Genomic DNA, 21,017 nt, shown 5'->3' with positions numbered 1-21,017 from the left:
TCATTGAATAACTCTTCTGAGAATGAATCTATATTTATAGTATCTTCTTCTTTTAATTTAGTTTTAATAGCGGTTCTAATTTCTTCTGCTTTTCCTGCATCTTCAGTAATATTTTTTCTAGTCCAATTCTCTGCTGCTTTTACAAAAGTTTTTGTCATATCTCTTTCATTTGTTATAATACTTGCACCTAAGAATGTATTTATAAAATAATTTGCTCCATATTCATCTTCTTTACTACTTTTTTGCTTGTCTAATATCATTAAGTTATAATTCTCATCTTCCCTGATTGGCTTAATAAATGCAGCCTTTTGTATCTTTTGACCACTACCTGGAAGACCCGCTATTTGCGGTACTATTCCTATTCCAATTTTTTCATCCACAAATTGAATCTCATGAGTGAAATTCTTAACATAATCCATTTTAAGTATTCCTATCATAGGCCCTTGATCTGTGATTATTGATACTATTATTAGATCCCCTGCTGGAATATTTACATTACCCTTCATTATTATGAATAGTTGCCTAGCAAGCTCCTTAGATAAATTAATTAAATCACTGTCTATTCCATTTAAATAGTCTTGTACAACTTCTTTAACTATATTTCTCTCAGGATTAAATCGTGCATATTTAAGTTCATCATCCTTTAAGCATTTTTCTATATGCCTATATAAAAATTTATATATATCCTCGTCTAATTCCAAACTGTATTCATTAAGCACAGGTTCTTCCCCATTGCTGTCTAATATGTGGATAACCGCTTCATTTATGTTAATATCATTTATATATTCCATGTATTTTCACCATCCAATTAAATTTGTTACATTAGTTATTATAACTGTTTTCATATATGACTAGCAATTTAAATTACAATATTATATTATTATATTGTAATATGTAATTTACAATGCCAAGGGAATATACATACCTTGTACACGCAATATATAATAGAGGTTGTTTTTATGCAAGAATTAGAAACTAGAATTATAGATATTAATGGTTTATATTGTGTGGATAGTTGTATTTTAAGATACTGAAGCTAAACATTTTTTGCTTATAAAAGGAGGATGTTATGGAGAATTATGATGAGAACATAAAATATTTAAAATTACTTGCTAAGCAATATCCAACCATTGCAGAAGCATCTACTGAAATAATCAATTTAGAAGCAATTTTAAATTTACCTAAAGGAACAGAGCATTTCTTAGCGGATCTTCATGGTGAATACGAGCCATTTGTGCATGTTCTAAGGAATGGCTCAGGTGCAGTTAAAATAAAGATTCAAGAGGTTTTTGGTAATTCATTAACGGACTCTGAAAAGAAAAGCTTGGCTACATTGGTTTATTATCCTGAACAGAAGTTAGAAATTGTTTTAAAAGAAGAAAAAAACATAAATCATTGGTACAAAACCAACTTATACAGATTAATTGAGCTATGCAGACATGCCTCTTCTAAATATACAAGATCAAAAGTAAGAAAAGCCCTTCCGAAGGATTTCAGCTATATTATAGAAGAATTATTACATGAAGAAGCTGATAACAATGATAAACAAGACTATTATGATGGAATAATAAATACTATTATAGAAATTGAGAGAGCAACAGAATTTATAATAGCTATCTCAAATCTAATACAACGACTAGTTATAGATCGATTACACATAATAGGAGATATCTATGATAGAGGTCCAAGACCTGATATAATAATTGACACTCTTATGGATTATCATTCTGTTGATATACAATGGGGTAATCATGATATTTTATGGATGGGAGCTGCTTCTGGTAATACCACTTGTATAGCAAATGTCTTAAGAATAGCAGCTAGATACTCTAATTTAGATGTAATTGAAGATATATATGGTATTAATTTATTACCACTTGCCACCTTTGCACTTAAATATTACGAAAGTGACAACTGTACTTATTTTATTCCTAAAAATAATGATGAAACTGTATATGGACCTTCTGAAATTGAACTTATTTCTAAAATGCACAAAGCAATAACAATTATTCAATTCAAACTTGAATATGAAATAATAAAAAGAAGGCCAGAATTTAAATTAGATCATAGATTACTTTTGGATAAGATAAATTACACTGATGGCACTATAACATTAAATAATATAACTTATGAACTTAATGATAGAAATTTTCCTACAATAACCCCTACTAACCCATTTGAGCTTACAAGTGAAGAAAGAAAATTAATAGATAAACTCCAAATCTCATTTATAAATAGTGATAAATTACAAAAGCACGTTTTATTTCTATTTAATAAAGGAAGAATATATTTAACATATAACTCTAATCTTTTATTTCACGGGTGTATTCCATTAAATAAAGATAAAACCTTTAAAAGCATGACCATTAATGGTGAAGAATATAAAGGTAAAAAACTTTTAGATAAATTTGACTCATTAGCTAGAGAAGGTTATTTTAATAATAGAGGTAGTGAAGAAAAGTTATATGGAATGGATATAATGTGGTATTTATGGAATGGAACTTGTTCTTCTCTTTTTGGAAAAGAGGATATGACCACTTTTGAAAGATATTTTATTAAAGATAAAAGCACACATAAAGAAAAGAAAAATCCATACTATGATTTTAGAGATACAGAAGAAATGTGCAATTTAATCTTTGAAGAATTCGGTTTAAATTCTTCAGAATCTAGAATAATAAATGGACATGTTCCAGTAAAAAATAAATTTGGTGAAAATCCAATAAAGGCTAATGGTAAACTGATAGTTATAGATGGAGGGTTTGCAAAAGCATATAGAAGTCAAACTGGTTTAGCTGGATATACTTTGACTTACAATTCTTATGGATTACAGCTTATATCTCATCAACCTTTTGAATCAATCGAGGATGCATTTAGCAAGGAAACAGACATACTATCTTCAAGAAGAATAGTAGAAAAATTAGATCGAAAAAAAGTTGAAGATACTGATGTAGGCAAGGAATTAAAGAATCAAATTAAAGATTTGAAATTATTACTTAGAGCTTATAGAAAAGGCTTGATAAATGAAGCAAGATAAATAAAATTTTCTGTTAATATAAAATAGTAACATAACTGATTAAAAAATATCCTAATAAATAATTACAATTCTATCACTTCTGTGATGAGACTTTGAGTATTCAAAAGTATTTTTTAAGTTTTAATATATAAGAGCCCCACGCTACACGCATTTTAGTGTAGTTTGGAGTTCTTGCATATTGAAATTAGTTTTTGTGAATTCATTCTTCTGATGAAAAATGTTTTCTTAAATTATTAAAGAAATATGAAATTTAACTCGTAAACATTTCGAAATGTTTATAATATGACTTATTTAAATAATATAATGCATAAATAAAATTCCTACTATTTGATAATTGACTCTTTATTGATTTCTAAATGCTGTCATTAAAATTTAAGTATCATATTTTATTAGAAAAAGAATCCCCCTAAAATAATTTTATTATTTCAGAGGGTATTCTTAAAACTTTATAATTTTTCACGTCTATTAGTGGATTTTATAAATAGTTCTTTGAGTGCTTCTTTATCATCATTTTCTATAGCATCTTTTATCTTATCTAACTCTATTTCAAAGTTTTCTATGCTTTTCAACAAATTCTTCTTATTTCCCAGGAAAAGTTCACTCCAAAGATCTTCATTTATATTGGCTATTCTTGTTAAATCTCTATAGCTATCTCCAATAAAGCTTCCAGTTTGTCTTCCTTCTAGATCACTATTAACTAATGCTACAGCTAGTGAATGTGGAAGTTGACTTGTATATCCAATCATTTCATCATGATAATCAGGAGTTATTCTTTTAACTCTTTTAAATCCAATTTTATAAACTAAATCTTCTATCATGTTTAAATTTTCTTCTTTATTTCTAGCTACTGGAGTTAAAATATAATTTGCACCTTTAAAAACTTGACTGCTTGCAAAATCTATTCCCTTCTTTTCTCTACCTGCCATTGGATGTCCAAAGACAAAGTCGATATTTTTAGGCAATATTTTTATTATGTCTTCAATAAATAGCTTTTTAATCCCAGTTGCATCTGTTATTACAGCACCATCTTTAAAGTTATCTTTATTATCAATAATAAATTGTTTAACTAATCTAGGATATAAAGATATAATTATAAAATCAGCACTTTTAACAATTTCTTGCCCATTTGTAAAACCATCTTTGATTAATCCTAGATTTTTAGCTTTTTTTAAAGATTCTTCATTAATGTCTATTCCATACACTTCATCATACCCAGCTTCTTTTAAAGCCATGGTAAATGATCCCCCAATTACTCCAAGACCTACAACTACTATTTTCATATTTATAGCTCCCTTATTTAAGAATTATATCTCTTTATCTTCTATCTTAGCTACAGCTTTAACTTTACTCATTAATACATCAAATTGATCCGGTGTAAGTGATTGTTGTCCATCACTTAATGCATTTTCAGGATCATTATGGACTTCTATCATAAGTCCATCAGCTCCTGCCACTACAGCTGCTTTAGCCATTGGTTCTACTAAATAAGCGTATCCTCCTGCATGACTTGGATCAACAATTATAGGTAAATGTGATAATCTCTTAATTACTGGAATTGCTTGTAAATCCAATGTGTTCCTTGTAATAGTTTCAAAGGTTCTTATTCCTCTTTCACAAAGAATTACATTTTCATTACCACCAGCCATAATATATTCTGCTGACATAAGCCATTCTTCTATAGTTGCAGATAAACCTCTCTTTAAAAGAATAGGTGTCTTAGTCTTACCAATTTGCTTTAATAAATCAAAGTTTTGCATATTTCTAGCACCAATTTGAATCATATCAACGTCTTCAACAAAAGCATCCAAGTAATCAGTAGACATAAGTTCTGTTACTATTGGAAGTCCTGTTTCTTTCTTTGCTACCTTTAACAGTTTTAATCCTTCAAGCTCTAATCCTTGGAAACTATATGGTGATGTTCTTGGCTTAAATGCTCCTCCTCTTAAGAAGTTAGCCCCTGCTGCTTTTACCCTCTTTGCAATTTCAATAATTTGTTCTTCACTTTCAACAGAACATGGACCAGCCATTATTCCAAGTCTTCTACCACCAACTATTGAGTTTTCAACATTAACTACTGTATCTTCAGGTTTAAATATTCTATTAGCTTTCTTAAAAGGCTCTTGAACTTTCATAACTCGATCAACACCCTTCAATACTTGTATTTTCTTAGGATCTATTATAGAAGTATCTCCTACAACACCTACTATGTAGTATGTATCCCCCTTAGAAAGATTAGTTTCTAGACCTTTTGATTCAACGAATGCTTTTACCTTTCCTACTTCTTCTTCATTTGCTTTTGGGTTCATAATAATTATCATTTTGCTTTCCTCCTGTACTCCTAATTTTAGTTTTTCCTTCTACTATACTTCTATCCTACATTTTGACATCTTCTATTAATATTAAAAGATACCTTTATATAATATAAACTATGAATGCATTTTTTTCAATTCTAATGCCTTTATAGCTAATACATATCCACTTTCGCCAAAACCACACATTTGTCCTATACAAGCTGGTGCAGTCACAGATTTTTTTCTAAAATCTTCTCTCGCATGCACATTTGATAAATGTACTTCAACTGTATCAATGTTAGTTCCTTTTATTGCATCATGAATGGCATAACTATAATGAGTATAAGCCCCTGGATTTATTATTATTCCATCATACTTTTCAAAATATGCTTTTTGAAGTTCATTAATTATTTCGCCTTCACAGTTACTTTGAAATAATGTTATTTCATGACCTCTTTTTTTGCCTTCTTTCTTGATATATTCACATATATCTTCAAAAGACTTTGTGCCGTAAACACCTTTTTCTCTAACCCCAACCATATTTAAGTTAGGTCCATTGATAACCATAATCTTCATTGTTACGCCTCCTTTGAAAGGATATTTACTCTATGTTTAAGTTAAATTTAATAACTTCTTTTATTGTATCTATTGTATCCCTAATATCCTTATCATTTTTAATAATTTCGTCTGCTGATGATTCATATAATTCATAACGTTCCTCATATAACTTAATGATTTTTTCTCTACCTTCTTTAAGTAGTGGTCTTTTTGAAATATCTACATCATTTAAAAGATCTTCAAGTGGTCTATCTATGAAAATAATATAAGATTCTTTATTTAATATCTCAATATTCTCTTTTCTTTTTACTACTCCTCCACCAGAAGAAATTAATATATTACTCTTTTCTGATAATTTCTTGCAAGCTAAAGTTTCAAAATCTCTAAAGTAATCTTCTCCTTTTTCAAAAAGCTCAGGTATACTTTTAGATGTCATCTCTTCGATATAATTATCCATATCAAAAAATTTAAAATTTAATTCCTTACTTACTAATCCACCAATTGTACTTTTACCACATCCAGGCATCCCAATAAGTACCACCTTATCTTTCATACATACCACCTACTTAAATTCATCTTGAAATATTGAATATAATTCTTGAGTTACTTCATTATCAATGGGAATTCCCTGCCATATTTCCTCTGCCTTTATAGCTTGACCAACTAACATTTCAATTCCACCACATACTTTTTTATCCAAAGCTTTTCCCATCTTTAAAAATTGTGTTTCCTTGGGATTATAAATGATATCTATTAAAGCATTGAAATTACATATTACATCTTCATGGACTGGAGTTTCATCAATATGTGGATACATTCCAAGAGGAGTTGAATTTATTAAAATGTCTCCTTTTATCTGTGCTATATCATCATATGATTTGCATTCAATTCTCTCATTATCATAACCTGAATTATCCTTACTTTTTCTTGACACCAGATAAATCTTTTTTATCCCTTCATCTAAGAGATAAGTAATTATAGATTTAGCTGCTCCACCATTTCCCAATATCATTGCTATACTATCTTTAACCTTAATATCGTTATTTTTTATAATAGTACCAAAACCAAAATAATCTGTATTATATCCATACAACTTTCCATCATTTAAATAAATAGAGTTTACTGCTCCTATTTTTTTAGCTTCTTCTGATATGAAATCTAAATATTTCATTACATCTTGCTTATAAGGAATAGTTACATTAACGCCCTTTATTTTAAGAATCTTCAATGAATCTACAGCTTTTCCTAAATCTTCTTTTCCTACTTCAAAAAGCTTATATGCCCCTTCAATATCTAAAGCCTTAAAAAGCGTATTATGAATCTTAGGTGAAAGACTATGTGACAGCTTTTCTCCTATCAATCCGTAAAAATCCAAGTTAATACCCCCTTTAGTAAATTAATAATTAATCATTAATTTATTCAATATTGTATTTTCTGTATCCACCAATGAGTTTAAAATAAGCACTACTTTGTTCAATTAATTTTAAAGCTGTTGTCACTTCTTCACTTTCAATATTTCCTTCAAAGTCAATATATAAGAAATACTTCCAAGCACCCTTTTCCATTGGTCTTGATTCAATCTTCATCATATTTATATTATTTTCTGCGAAATGTCTTAATAATTTATACAACGTACCAGCTTTATGTTCAAGTGAAAATACAACACTTACTTTATTACAACATGAATCTGTTTCAAGCTTTTTTGATATTACTATAAATCTTGTAGAATTGTCACTTTTATTATTTATATTTTCTTTTATAATGTCCAAATTATATATACTAGCAGATCTATTACTTGCAATAACTGCCTTTGATGTATCATTTAAATCACTAATGAGTTTTGCACTTACAGATGTACTATGGAAAGGTATAAGCTTCCAATCACTATGATTTTTCAAGAATTCAGTACTTTGCTCAATAGGTTGAGGGTGAGAATACACCTCTTTAATTGTATCTAAAGTTGTCCCTTTAACTCCAATTAAATGTTGGTTTATTTTAATACACTCTTCTCCAACAATATAAAAACCATATTTGTATATTAAATCATATACTTGCGAAATAGCACCTGTTGAAGAATTTTCTATAGGTAAAATTCCATACTTAATTTCATCATTCTTTACAGCTATAAATATATCCTCAAATTCATCATAAGCATTTGGATCTTCTATATCTCCAAAATACTTTAGCATTGCCTCTTCACTAAATGATCCTGGAGAACCAAAGAAACCAACTTTACCCTGCTTTTGATTTATAGTTTCTTGCACCTCTGATTTTTTTTCTATAGATTCTTCTGCTTCTAGTATTTTCCTACTTTGAAGTTCTCTAGCTACTTCCATTAAAGATATAAAAAACTTTCTTGTTTCCTCTGCATAATCATTATTTTTTAGATATCCTACATTTTTCTCAATAACTTCATCTTCTCTATCTCTATTAAAAATAGGTAAGTTATTATCTTTTTTATAGTTCGCAATATTAATAACTGTATTCATTCTTTCTTCAAAAAGTTTAGTTATCTCTTTATCTATTTCATCAATTCTACTTCTATAATCATCTATATCTGACATTTCACATTTCTCCAATCATAGTAAATTAAAATATAATTATTAAAGTACCAAATCGAGTATTCCAATAGCAGTTACTGCTTCAATTACTGGAACAGCCCTTTGTACTATACATGGATCATGTCTTCCTTCAATTACAATATCTGATTCTTCCTTTTCTGCAATATCTATTGTTCTTTGCTTTTTTATTATTGATGGTGTTGGCTTCATTGCAACTTTAAAGAGTATTGGCATTCCATTAGTTATTCCACCTGTAATTCCACCATTATTATTTGTATAGGTCTTAACTTTATCACCATCGTAATAATACTCATCATTACACTCAGAGCCTCTAAAATTAGTCATTTCAAAACCCTTTCCAAATTCCACCCCCTTAACTGCTGGTACTGAAAACATTAAATGCGCTAAGGTAGATTCAACTGAATCAAAGAATGGATTTCCAATTCCAGCGTCTATTCCAAGAACTGTACATTCAATAGTTCCGCCCATGGAGTCTTGTTCCTTTTTTGCTTTAAGAATTGCATTTCTCATTTCTTCTTCTTTTTCTAGAATTAAAAGTGGTAATTCTTTCATTTTTAAGTCTTTTAATAATTTTTTACTTAATTCAACATCATAAAAACTCTTATCTTCAATATTTCCAATACTCTTAACATGAGCTCCTATATTAATTCCTTTTGCTTCTAAAACTTGTTTGCATACAGCTCCTGCAAATACTAATGGTGCTGTAATTCTTCCTGAGAAGTGTCCACCACCTCTATAATCATTAAATCCATTATATCTAATGAACCCTGGATAATCTGCATGGCCAGGTCTCATTAAATCCTTAAGCTTTCCATAATCTTTAGAGTGCATATCTGCATTTCTAATCACTGCACAAAGTGGTGTTCCTGTAGTTTTTCCTTCAAAAAATCCACTTAATATTTCTGGTACATCCGCTTCTTTTCTTGCAGTAGATAAATTGCTCTTGCCCGGTGCCCTCCTTGACATTTCTTTCATAACATCTTCCATATTAATTTCAATGCCAGAAGGAAGCCCATCTATTGTGATACCTATCCCAACTCCATGAGATTCACCAAAAATTGAAACTTTTAATTTATTTCCCCACATTCCACTCATTAAATACACCTCCTACATTCTTAAAATCATCCCAAAATTGTGGATAAGATTTTGAAACACATTCATAATCTTTGAGTATTATGGGTTCTTTGCACATAGTAGAAGCTATAGCTAAAGTCATTGCAATTCTATGATCTTTATGACTCCAGACTTCAATGCCACCTTTAAGTTCTTTAACACCTTCAATTATTAATCCATCTTCTTTTTCTGTGATTTTAGCACCTAATTTATTCAACTCAGATGTTACAGCTGCTAATCTATCACACTCTTTAATTCTAAGTCTTCCAGCATTTATTATCTCTGTCGTTCCTTCACTTAATGCAGCAACTAAAGATACCACTGGAATTATATCTGGACATTGAGACCCATCAATAACAGTTGCTTTCAACTTGTCAGTAATTTGTCCTATTAATCCATTATTCTTATTTTTTAATTTTAATCCCATTCTCTCTAAAATATCAATTACTTCCTTATCTCCTTGAAGTGAATCTAATTTTAAATCATTAACAATTACATCATTTGAAAGTGCATCAGCAGAAAGGAAAAATGCTGCTTGAGAATAATCCCCTTCAACTCTATAATCTCTACTCTTATAATTTTGATTTCCCTTTATTATAAATTCATTATAATTATTATTTATAATTTCCACACCAAAATCTTTAATAGCACTTATAGTTAAATCAATATATCCCTTTGATTCCATTTCTGTTGTTATTATGATTTTAGAATCTCCATCTAAAAGAGGAAGCGTAAATAATAATCCTGTTATAAATTGTGAACTTATATTTCCTTTAATCTTAAACTCTCCAGCTTGTAATTTACCTTCAGTTTTTAGATCTAATATACCTTCTTTATATGTATATTTAATTCCTTGCTCATTAAATATGTTGTAGTACGTATCTAGCGGTCTTTTTCCTAAATTACCTCTACCAACAAATCTATTAACTCCTTCAAATAAAGCAGCAATAGGTACTAAAAATCTTAATGTTGATCCTGATTCATTACAATCTATAGTTCTTTCACTTTCTACTTCATTAAATTTAATATTTTCAGTACATTTAATTCCATAAACCTCAAGATAATCTTCTTTTTGAGTTATCTTTGCACCTAATGATGACATAGCCTCAATGGTAGCTATAATATCATCTGAATAATCTATATTTGTAACTTTGCTCACACCATCTCCAAGTGCTGCACAAATCACCGTTCTATGAGCCATACTCTTAGATGGAGGTATTTTAACTTCACCACTTAACTTGGTTGGATAAATTTTTAAATTTCCCATCATATCACCCCTTAATCAATTAACTAAAAAATTTAACATTAGTTTTTTCCAAAAAGGATTCTCCAATATTCTTTAATAATACTACTTTAAGAACATTATCAATATTCTTCTTATCTAAAGATATAGTATTTAAAATTGCTGAACTATCATCAATTTTTACTTCACAAGGAAGACCATATTGTGCTAATATTTCTTTAATATCTTCCGCAACACCTTTTTCAGTAAGTTCTTTATTTTCTGCAATTTTACTTATTTCATACATTCCTATAGCAACAGCTTCACCATGAGTAAACTTTTTGAAATTATAATATGTTTCTATAGCATGACCTAAAGTATGTCCGAAGTTTAATAACATTCTTTCTCCAGTATCTTTTTCATCATTTTCCACAACACATTTTTTTATAAAGCAACATTTGTGGATAATAGCTTCTATATTGTGCATAACTTCTTCTTTAGTTTTTAAACTCTTTAGAAAATAGAAAAATTCTTTATCTTTTATACATCCATATTTAATAACTTCGGCCATACCATCTATAAAAAATCTTTCACTTAAAGTTTCTAAAACATTTGGATCTATTAACACTAATTTAGGATGATAAAAACTACCAACTAAATTTTTACCTCTTTCTAAATCAACTGCAACTTTTCCGCCTACACTACTATCAACTTGTGCTAAAAGTGATGTTGGCATTTGTACAAAGTCTACACCTCTTAAGAAAGTAGAAGCAACAAAACCACCAAGATCCCCAATTACACCTCCACCAAGAGTTATAATTAAATCACTTCTAGTAATTTTAAAATCTAAAAGTTCATTATATATTGCTGGAAGAGTGCTAAATGCCTTAGTTTCTTCACCTGGTTCTAAAGCCATTAACTTAACATCATATCCACCATTAACTAAACATGATTTAACTCTATTTCCATAGTGAGACTCTACATTTTTATCTGTTAATATAAAGACCTTTTTACCTGTGTATATCTTTTTAATTTCTAAATTAATCTCATCAATTAATCCCTTTTTAATTATAATAGGATAGCTTCTTTCACCTAAATCAACAACTAAGTCTTCCATTTTTCAAACTCCCCTTTTCTTTATTTTACTATAAACCCATAACTCTACTTAACAATTCATGCCCTTTATGGCACCCTGTGGGCAATGTACATTACTATATTTATCTGAATATTAACACTAAAACAAAAATGGAGCTCATGTATAATGAGCTCCATAAAATATCAATGTTATTTACCTAATCTAAAAAAATTATATGAATATTAAACACTCATTAAAAAGGAATTATTCAGTTTTCTGCAAAATAAATAGCCAGCGCTAAAGTAAAAGCCCCAGAACATAAAATAAAAAAAGCTATAAAATTTTTGCATAACTGATTTTTTAATATCCTTTTCCATGTTTTCTCCATTCCAAAATTAATAATTGTCTTAGTAGACAACGTTAATTTAATATTTAATCTTAAAATTGATCTTTTTACCATTATAACAAATTAAAATATAATGTCAATATTTATTAGTAATTTTTCATTTTTAATATTAATTGTATGCTTATTTATCAATAACAATTTCATATTATTATTATAACAGAAAAAATATATTGAATTTTTTTTAAATTTATCAAAATCAAAATATCAACATGCTAAAAGCCATCCTGTTTTATAGTTTTCTAACAATAACATGATAAATTAAAATCAACAAACTTTCTTAGAATATAACTAATAATAAAAATATAAGTGTAAATAATAAATAAAGTATATTAAGTAAATAAGGTGGACGATAATAATGGTAAACAAAAAGTTTATTTGCATTTTTTTAACTTTCTTTATATTGCTTTTAGTAAGTTGTAATACTAAAAATCCTCTTAAAAATAAATACGAAGAAGATATACCAGATGCAGTTTCAATTAATTCAAATAATGAGTTGCATCCAAATTATGCTGACTTTAACGGTTTTAATATGACTAAAGACAATATAAACTTTAAAATTGATGGCACACCCTTAACTCTTACATTACCCATATACTTAGATAAAAATAGGTATTATATTTCTTTAAATGAATTTACGGATCAACTTAATGGGAAAATTGAAAAAGTTGATACTTTATTAAACATAAAAATTAATGATAGGGATTATTCAATTAACTTATCAAGCAATATAGTAAAATGCCCAAATAATAATTTCCGCCTAAAAAAATCATTATTAAATGAAAATGATATATATTACATAGGATTTTCTGATTTTTCACAGATGCTTAATCTTTATACTAGATGGGATAAAGATAAAAAAATAATTAACTGTAAAACAAATAGTTTTAATAATTCAAATATTACTCCATATAAATCTAAAATGAATCAAATTGGTCTTATACGATTAGAAGATATTGGTTTAAACTCTCAACCTTATAGCAAAGATTATTTTGAAAAACTTCGTATAATAACAAATTATATGAATGAAAAGAAAATTCCATATCATATCGCATGGATTCCAAGATATATGATTCCAAATAATGAAGTTGATAATGATCCATTAACTAAAAATAATTTTGAAATTGCAGAAATGATCTATAGCCTAGATTATTTTACAACACATAACGGGATAATTGGACTTCATGGATATACTCATCAATGTGGAAATTCTGAATCAGGGGCAGGATTTGAATTTGGAAGATATGAGCCCTCTCCAACTGTGTTTAGAGATAAAATTAAAAAATCTATTGAAACAGCTTCTTATTTAGATATCCCCATTGGGTTCTTTGAAGTTCCACATTATGAAATTACTCCTGACCAAAATAAAATTGCTGAAGAATACTTCAAAATATTGTATTACCCATTTAACGATTATGGAAAGAAAAAAGCTGATTTAACTAAGCCACAACTTAGCCCTTATAATAAATCTTCTTACTATATTTCAACTCCACTTGATTATATTCCTATGGGTACAGAAGATAGTGCTTTATCTAATCTAAAAAGTGCTAATATTAAGAATATGGGAAATGTATTTTTTCATCCAAATTTAGAAAATATCTATATCTCTTTAACTGAAGACTCTAGTGGCGCGCCTACTTTTACTTATAAAGATAATTCAATATTAAAAAGATTGGTAGGCATATTAGAAGAGAAAGGTTTTAAAATGATTAAAGTTACAGATATTTAATAGAATAAAAGTGTCTGAGCCACGCTTTCCAATGCATAATTCATAGTACACAATTCACAGTGATAGTACAATTTCTATTGGAAATGGAATCATTGTTATATATTTAAATGACATAGTATCTCCTATTTCTCCTACTTGTTTCAATTACTTTAGAGATTTGATCCTTCACTATGAATTGTGAACTGTTAGATTTGTTTCTTCTCTGGAAGCATTTTAATAGCAATTAAAAGAGCACTTACTATAATTGAAAACCCCACTAAATACATAATAGTATATCCAAACTTTCCTTGAATTGCACTAAACATCTGAGGATATACAAAGTTAGCACCTGCTGATCCTAATACACTCACAAATGAAAATGTCCTTGCTACTAATTCATCATCAAGAATTTCTCTAATATACTTGAACAAAAATGTTAAATAGAATGCATACATTATTCCGTGTAACTGGTCGCCTAAAACAACTAAAGGTATATATGAAGTTGAAAATAGCAATATTCTCATTGCCGCTATAGAAAAAGATATAATTAAATATTTTTTAGGACTTCCCTTTCTGAAAAATCTTCCAACAAACATAAAAGATATAAATTCAATAAAAACTCTCGCCCCTATAGATTTACTATATATAGAATTTGATAAATCAATATTTCCTACTATTTCAACTAAATAAGATGAATATGCAAATTCTATTGCAGTATAAGCTCCAATTGCTAAAATATTAATACCTCCAAGAATTAATGCATTTCTATCTTTTAGTATATCAGTTAATCTTATTGTATTTTTACTATTACTCGTTTCAATATTTTTAAATTTAATAGGTATTATAAATATAGTTACCATTATCATCATAATACCTATTAAATGTATAGTTCTAAATCCATATTTTGAAATTATAGTACCACTTAACAGCACTATACACCCAAATCCAATAGATCCCCATTTTCTTATATCAGAGTATTCCATTTTTTGTTTAACACATAATTCTTCAACATATATTTCATATACAGTTCCAATTGTTTGTATAATAAGACCATATAAAATTGCAAAGAAGTATACTGTATTTTTGTCAATATACATTAATAATACTATCATTAATATTACTACAACCAAATGAATAATAATAAACTTTTTCTTATTTTGACTTCTAGAAAGTTCATTAACTAAAATTAATTGTGAAAAAATTGCAAATAATGCTCCTATTGATACTACTTTTCCAACTTCGCTTAAAGATAGCCCAACAATTTGATTTAAATAAGGAATATAAAAAGTTGTTAATATGCTTAGTACTCCGTAATTTATATATGTAGCTAAAGAATAATAAAATTTGATTTTCTTTTTCATATAATGCTCCTTGTATTACACCCATTTTTATTACTATATATGTTAATTAATAGGTTTTATCTTATAAATTATGTGTTTCATCTTTATTTTATTTAATTAGTCATTAGTTAGTTTTAGCTTTTCTTAATACTCAATTATAATATTGGTGATACTAATCTAATTAATGATTCCTTAATTCTAATAGAAATGCTACGATTGTCGTATATTTTTTTTGTTACTTCTTCTGACTCTTTAATATCTTTCATAAATTGCATTTCCCCATTCTTTGCAATCCTATCATCAAAAATAAATGCATTAACTTCAAAATTCAATTTGAAACTTCTTATATCCAAATTTGCTGTTCCTATGCTCATTACTGTACTATCAGCAACTATTGTTTTAGCATGAATAAAACCATTTTTATATCTATATACTTTTATTCCAGCTTCTAATAATTCTCCTATATAAGAGCTTGCTGCCCATGGCATAAAGAAATGATCTGGATGTCCTGGTATTATTATTCTCACATCTACTCCTGATAGTGCAGATATTTTTAAAGATTCTAATATCGGTGCATCTGGTACTAAATATGGTGTTTCAAGATATACATTCTTTTTCGCATTGTTTATAAGCTTTATATAAGCATTTCTAATATATTGTTCCTTATGATCGGGTCCGCTAGTTACAATTTGTATTCCCACATCCCCTACATCTTTGTTATCATTTGATGAGTATTTATCATAATCTTCTATTTCCTCCTCTGATGCATAGCACCAATCAAGTAAAAATCTTTCATTTAAATCATCTACTGCTTCTCCCTTAATTCTCGCATGTGTATCTCTCCAGAATCCTACGTTTGGATCTTTACTTATGTATTCTTCTCCAACATTAAAACCACCAACATAGCCATATTCTCCATCAATTACAACTATCTTTCTGTGATTTCTATAGTTTATACGCGTATTTATATGAGGTACAATTCCTGGAAAAAAGAGTGAGAATTTTCCTCCAGCATCCAGATATTTTTGTATTACTTTTTTTGTTAATTTTCGAGACCCCATACTATCTAATAATAATCTGACTTCTAATCCACATTTCGCTTTCTTTGTTAGTTCTTTAATTATAACTTTTCCAAGCAGATCATTTTTTAAAATATAATATTCTATATGTATATACTTCTTTGCATTTTTTATATCTTTTATTAGTTGTTTAAACTTATCCGTGCCATTTACGTATACCTTAACATCATTATTTTTTGTATATCTTGCACCTGACTGATTAAAGTTCATCTTTCTCAAATCTGAAAATCTCTCACCACCATCATGCTGATGAATATCGCCTTCATATTTATCATTTATATTTTTCCTTTTATCCTCATCAACTCGTATTTTTTCTTTAAAAATCTTTTGTCTACTCAAATTTTGACCAAACATAATATATATTATAAATCCTAACCCCGGTAAAACTAATAATATTAAAAGCCATGCCCATGTTGTAGTTGGATCTTTTCTCTCTATGAATATTAATGATAGAGAAAAGAGTCCATTTAATATTAAAACCATAATACTTAGTCCAAATAATATGCTCATGTTTTTTCACTTCCTTTTTCCCATAAATCAATTGCTAATCAAAAATTACTTAAGCCATCTATCATTAAACTAGATTTATTAATAGCACACATCTTATTGTATCACTATTATACAACTTTATATTACTAAATTTTTATTAATGATGAAATTGAAAAGCTAATTATGCTATTTCCAATTCCCAGTATCTGATTTATTTTCTTGTAATTAAATGTGTGTTTTATCCTAATACCCATATATCTACACCTACTTATGTAAACTTACTCTATAAACTCCAAAACAAATTTTATCCGTTTCTTGACTTTTTTAGATTTTTTAATATATAATGTTATTAAAATTTTATATTATGTGATGAATAGGAGTATTAGTAATAATTATATCTTAAAGAGAGCTGTTGTTTGGTGTAAAACAGTGTTATGTTATTACGAACTTGCCTAGGAGCTTACTTGTTAAAAGCAAGTACGGTAGACCCGTTAAAATATTAAGTGAGAAGAATTAATTTTGTTTTTTCTTCTAATTAAGAGTGGTACCACGGAAATTACGCTTTCGTCTCTTTATTTTAGAGATGAAGGCTTTTTTTATATAATTAATTATATTTTTCAAACTCTATCAGAGTTTATTCCTTAATTGTGCATTGTACATTGCCCTCATGGTACCCTAAAGGGCATGAATGCGCATTTATTAAATTTTATAGGAGGCTATATAATGGCGAATTATGGAACTAAGATTGATGAAAAATGGCAAAAAATATGGAAGGAAAACGAAACTTATAAGTTTAATCCTGAAAACTTAGATAAGAAGCTTTATACACTTGAAATGTTCTCTTATCCATCAGGTGCTCAACTTCATGCTGGTCACTGGTTTAACTATGGTCCAACAGATTCATGGGCAAGACTTAAGAGAATGCAAGGATATAATGTATTCCAACCAATGGGCTTTGATGCATTTGGATTACCTGCTGAAAATTATGCTATAAAAACAGGAATACATCCTCAAGATTCTACTTTAAAAAATATTGAAACAATGGAAAAGCAATTAAAATCTATGGGTGCTATGTTTAACTGGGAAAATGAAGTTGTTACTTGTCTTCCTGATTATTATAAATGGACTCAATGGTTATTTTTAAAACTTTACGAAAAAGGTTTAGCTTATAGAAAAAAAGCACCTGTAAACTGGTGTCCATCTTGTAATACAGTTTTAGCAAATGAACAAGTTGTTGATGGAGCTTGTGAAAGATGCAGTACTGAAGTTAAAAAGAAAGACCTTACTCAATGGTTCTTCAAAATAACTGATTACGGCGATGAATTACTTGATAAATTAGATGGTTTAGATTGGCCTGAAAAGACTAAATCTATGCAAAAACACTGGATTGGAAGATCTTATGGTGCACAAGTTACTTTCAAGGTTAAAGATTCAGACTTACAATTTGATGTATTTACTACAAGAGTTGATACTTTAAATGGTGTTACATATGTAGTTTTAGCTCCTGAAAATAAATTAGTTGATAAATTAACATTACCTGAATATAAAGAAGCTGTTGAAAGCTATAAAGAAGCTGCTGCTAAACAATCTGAAATTGAAAGACAATCAAATACAAAAGAAAAAACAGGAGTATTTACTGGATCTTATGCTATAAATCCTATCAACGGAAAAGTAGTTCCTATTTGGATTTCTGATTATGTATTAGCTACTTATGGTACTGGATGTGTTATGGCTGTTCCTGCTCATGATGAAAGAGACTTTGCTTTTGCAACTAAATTCAATTTACCAATTGAAAGAGTTATAACTGATAAAGACAACACTAATCCAGAACTTCCATATTGCGAATATGGAGTACTTGTTAATTCAGGTAAATTTGATGGATTAACAACTGATGACGCTAAAAAGAAAATAGTTGAAGATTTAGAAAAAGATAAATTAGGTGCAATGAAGATAAACTTTAGATTAAGAGACTGGTTAGTTTCAAGACAAAGATATTGGGGTGCTCCAATTCCAGTTATATACTGTGATGATTGTGGAATAGTTCCAGTACCAGAAAAGGATCTTCCAGTTGAACTTCCATACAATGTTGCATTTACTCCAGATGGCAAATCACCATTAAGTAAATCTGAAGAATTTATAAATACTACATGCCCTGTTTGTGGCGGTCATGCAAAAAGAGAAGCTGATACTTTAGATACATTTGTATGTTCTTCATGGTACTATTTAAGATATGCAGATAACAAAAATGAGGATGCACCTTTTGATCCTGAAAAAATCAATAAAATTCTTCCTGTAGATAAATACGTAGGTGGACCAGAACATGCTTGTATGCATTTATTATATGCAAGATTTATAACTAAAGCTTTAAGAGACATGGGATACTTAAACTTTGATGAACCATTCTTAAGCTTAACTCACCAAGGACTAATTTTAGGACCAGATGGACTTAAAATGAGTAAATCAAAAGGAAATACAATTTCTCCTGATGATTATATTAAAGAATATGGTGCTGATGTATTTAGAATGTACTTAATGTTTGGTTTTGGATACACAGAAGGTGGAGCTTGGAGTGATGACGGAATAAAATCTGTTGGTAAATTCGTAGACAGAATAGAAAGAATCCTAGACTCATGCAGGACTATAATAGAATCTAATGATAATACTAAAGATTCTATTGATTCAGCTGAAAAAGAATTAAACTTCTGGAAACATACAGCTATAAAAGGTGTTACTGAAGATGGAGATAAAATGCAATTTAATACTGCCATAGCAAGACTTATGGAATTAGTTAATGCATTTAATAAATATCTTCAAGAAGATGTTAAAAATGCAAAGTTCTTAAAAGAAACTATAGTTGATTTCTTAAAATTATTATCACCATTTGCTCCTCACTTTGCAGAAGAACAATGGAGTTTACTTGGAAATACATCAACAATCTTTAACGAAAAGTGGCCAGAATTTAATCCTTCTGCTTTAATTAAAGATGAAGTTGAAATTGCAATCCAAATCAATGGTAAAATAAAAGCAAAAATCAATGTACCTTCAAACTTAGATGAAGAGGGCATAAAAGCAGCTTCTTTAGAAAATGAGACTATTAAAGAAAATACTGAAGGTAAAACTATAGTTAAAGTAATTGTAATTAAGGGAAGACTTGTTAATATAGTTATTAAGTAATCTTTAAAATCATCAAATTGAAAGAGGTAGTACAAATACAATCATAACTAATAAAATTAATGCACAATGCCTAATGCATTGTGCATTAATTTTATTAGTTCTCATTATGTGTCTAAATTTAGAACTTCTTTAAATTCTAGTAATACTTTTCTTACCAGATTCTCTTCTAAAGGTCTATATTTGTTTATATATCCTGATGAATCTAATGATTCATACGCTTTTTTACTCATTTCAATCCAAATTTCAGGTATATATACCCATACAATATCTTCATACTTACAGCTTAATAAAAAGTGTTCTATTCCCCAAAATGCATACTCTTCTATTTCATGTAATTTATTAAAAATTTTATAATCTTCAACTACTTTTGAAGTTAATTTATATTCATATGTATCCACATAAAAGAAATCAAATTTTTCTCTTTTTGCTTTAGTTGCATCGCCTTTAATTATTTTTATCTTTTCGTTTTGCATAAAATTATAATTATATAAATTAATTATTTCCTCACTGATTTCATATACAATAACTTCTTCTACATTACACCTTTTAGCAATTTCTTGAGCTACATAACCCAGTCCTAGTCCAACAACTCCAACTTTGCCATGTGCAAAATGAATAGTCCCATAAGAACTTTCTATTTCTTTAGGCGTAAGTTTCATTAAACTAACATTGTCTTTATATAATTGAATTACATCTATATTATATTCTTCTTTATTTTCATACATATATCCTTGTAAATTTTGTTTTTTTATTATATTTTTAACTATCTTATAATTGCCACAAGTTCCTGGATTAATTAAGTTATTATATCTAGTCATCTCTTGAAACACAAAATTTTTATTATATAGTTTCATAATTACTTCCCCTTCTTGAAATATTTATATCAAAAGTTTTACTTCATATTTATTAAATCAGATTTAAATTCTAAATCCAATTTTATTTAACAAAT

16 protein-coding genes and 1 other annotated feature are annotated in these 21,017 nt (G+C 28.4%); of the genes, 3 read left to right on the top strand and 13 right to left on the bottom strand.

Annotated features, from left to right (window positions below):
• Positions 1–791, bottom strand: a 791-nt coding sequence (locus tag LLF98_RS01415; protein WP_291700106.1) for a nucleoid-associated protein, incomplete at its 3' end; no start/stop codon positions are given.
• A 278-nt stretch (positions 792–1,069) separates the two neighbouring features.
• Between LLF98_RS01415 and LLF98_RS01410 the strand changes: the two genes are divergently transcribed.
• Entirely contained in the window at positions 1,070–3,034 is a 1,965-nt protein-coding gene (locus LLF98_RS01410) for a fructose-1,6-bisphosphatase (RefSeq protein WP_291700104.1), read from the top strand.
• A gap of 446 nt (positions 3,035–3,480) precedes the next feature.
• Here LLF98_RS01410 and LLF98_RS01405 read toward each other — a convergent pair whose 3' ends face one another.
• The 9 genes from LLF98_RS01405 to aroB all read right to left on the bottom strand — a co-directional run bounded on the left by LLF98_RS01405 (position 3,481) and on the right by aroB (position 11,917).
• The gene (locus LLF98_RS01405) at positions 3,481–4,314 is read right to left on the bottom strand and encodes a prephenate dehydrogenase (protein WP_291700102.1); all 834 of its coding nucleotides are present in this window, start codon (positions 4,312–4,314) and stop codon (positions 3,481–3,483) included.
• Positions 4,315–4,338: 24 nt separating this feature from the next.
• Positions 4,339–5,352 (bottom strand): 3-deoxy-7-phosphoheptulonate synthase, encoded by a 1,014-nt coding sequence (aroF, locus tag LLF98_RS01400; protein WP_291700100.1) that lies wholly within the window; start codon positions 5,350–5,352, stop codon positions 4,339–4,341.
• A gap of 108 nt (positions 5,353–5,460) precedes the next feature.
• On the bottom strand, positions 5,461–5,901 hold the full coding sequence (aroQ, locus tag LLF98_RS01395) for a type II 3-dehydroquinate dehydratase (RefSeq protein WP_291700098.1): 441 nt from the start codon (positions 5,899–5,901) through the stop codon (positions 5,461–5,463).
• Between the two features lie 25 nt (positions 5,902–5,926).
• Entirely contained in the window at positions 5,927–6,436 is a 510-nt protein-coding gene (locus LLF98_RS01390) for a shikimate kinase (RefSeq protein WP_291700096.1), read from the bottom strand.
• A 9-nt stretch (positions 6,437–6,445) separates the two neighbouring features.
• Complete coding sequence (gene aroE / locus LLF98_RS01385) at positions 6,446–7,258, bottom strand: shikimate dehydrogenase (RefSeq protein ID WP_291700094.1); 813 nt, start codon at positions 7,256–7,258, stop codon at positions 6,446–6,448.
• Between the two features lie 40 nt (positions 7,259–7,298).
• Positions 7,299–8,447: a prephenate dehydratase gene (gene pheA / locus LLF98_RS01380; RefSeq protein ID WP_291700091.1), complete on the bottom strand. Its 1,149-nt coding sequence runs from the start codon at positions 8,445–8,447 to the stop codon at positions 7,299–7,301.
• Positions 8,448–8,486: 39 nt separating this feature from the next.
• Positions 8,487–9,560: a chorismate synthase gene (gene aroC / locus LLF98_RS01375; RefSeq protein WP_291700089.1), complete on the bottom strand. Its 1,074-nt coding sequence runs from the start codon at positions 9,558–9,560 to the stop codon at positions 8,487–8,489.
• Positions 9,538–10,845 (bottom strand): 3-phosphoshikimate 1-carboxyvinyltransferase, encoded by a 1,308-nt coding sequence (gene aroA, locus LLF98_RS01370; protein WP_291700087.1) that lies wholly within the window; start codon positions 10,843–10,845, stop codon positions 9,538–9,540. Before aroA ends, aroC begins: the two co-directional genes overlap by 23 nt.
• A 19-nt stretch (positions 10,846–10,864) precedes the next feature.
• Entirely contained in the window at positions 10,865–11,917 is a 1,053-nt protein-coding gene (gene aroB, locus LLF98_RS01365) for a 3-dehydroquinate synthase (protein ID WP_291700085.1), read from the bottom strand.
• Positions 11,918–12,636: 719 nt separating this feature from the next.
• Here aroB and LLF98_RS01360 point away from each other — a divergent pair.
• Positions 12,637–14,007 (top strand): DUF2334 domain-containing protein, encoded by a 1,371-nt coding sequence (locus LLF98_RS01360; RefSeq protein ID WP_291700083.1) that lies wholly within the window; start codon positions 12,637–12,639, stop codon positions 14,005–14,007.
• 185 nt (positions 14,008–14,192) lie between these two features.
• Here the strand turns inward: LLF98_RS01360 and LLF98_RS01355 are convergent, their stop codons facing one another.
• Positions 14,193–15,347 carry an MFS transporter gene (locus tag LLF98_RS01355; RefSeq protein WP_291700080.1) on the bottom strand — a complete coding sequence of 385 codons (1,155 nt, stop codon included), beginning with the start codon at positions 15,345–15,347 and terminating at the stop codon, positions 14,193–14,195.
• A gap of 134 nt (positions 15,348–15,481) precedes the next feature.
• Entirely contained in the window at positions 15,482–16,915 is a 1,434-nt protein-coding gene (gene cls / locus LLF98_RS01350) for a cardiolipin synthase (protein ID WP_291700078.1), read from the bottom strand.
• 339 nt (positions 16,916–17,254) lie between these two features.
• Positions 17,255–17,469, top strand: a binding site (T-box leader).
• A gap of 148 nt (positions 17,470–17,617) precedes the next feature.
• Between cls and leuS the strand changes: the two genes are divergently transcribed.
• Positions 17,618–20,068 carry a leucine--tRNA ligase gene (gene leuS, locus LLF98_RS01345; protein ID WP_291700076.1) on the top strand — a complete coding sequence of 817 codons (2,451 nt, stop codon included), beginning with the start codon at positions 17,618–17,620 and terminating at the stop codon, positions 20,066–20,068.
• A gap of 104 nt (positions 20,069–20,172) precedes the next feature.
• Here leuS and LLF98_RS01340 read toward each other — a convergent pair whose 3' ends face one another.
• Positions 20,173–20,922 carry a hypothetical protein gene (locus LLF98_RS01340; protein WP_291700074.1) on the bottom strand — a complete coding sequence of 250 codons (750 nt, stop codon included), beginning with the start codon at positions 20,920–20,922 and terminating at the stop codon, positions 20,173–20,175.
• Between the last annotated feature and the right edge of the window lie 95 nt (positions 20,923–21,017).

The sequence above is a fragment of the Clostridium sp. genome (assembly GCF_021372645.1).
Lineage (GTDB): Bacteria > Bacillota > Clostridia > Clostridiales > Clostridiaceae > Clostridium.
This window is presented reverse-complemented; position numbering and strand designations above follow the sequence as displayed.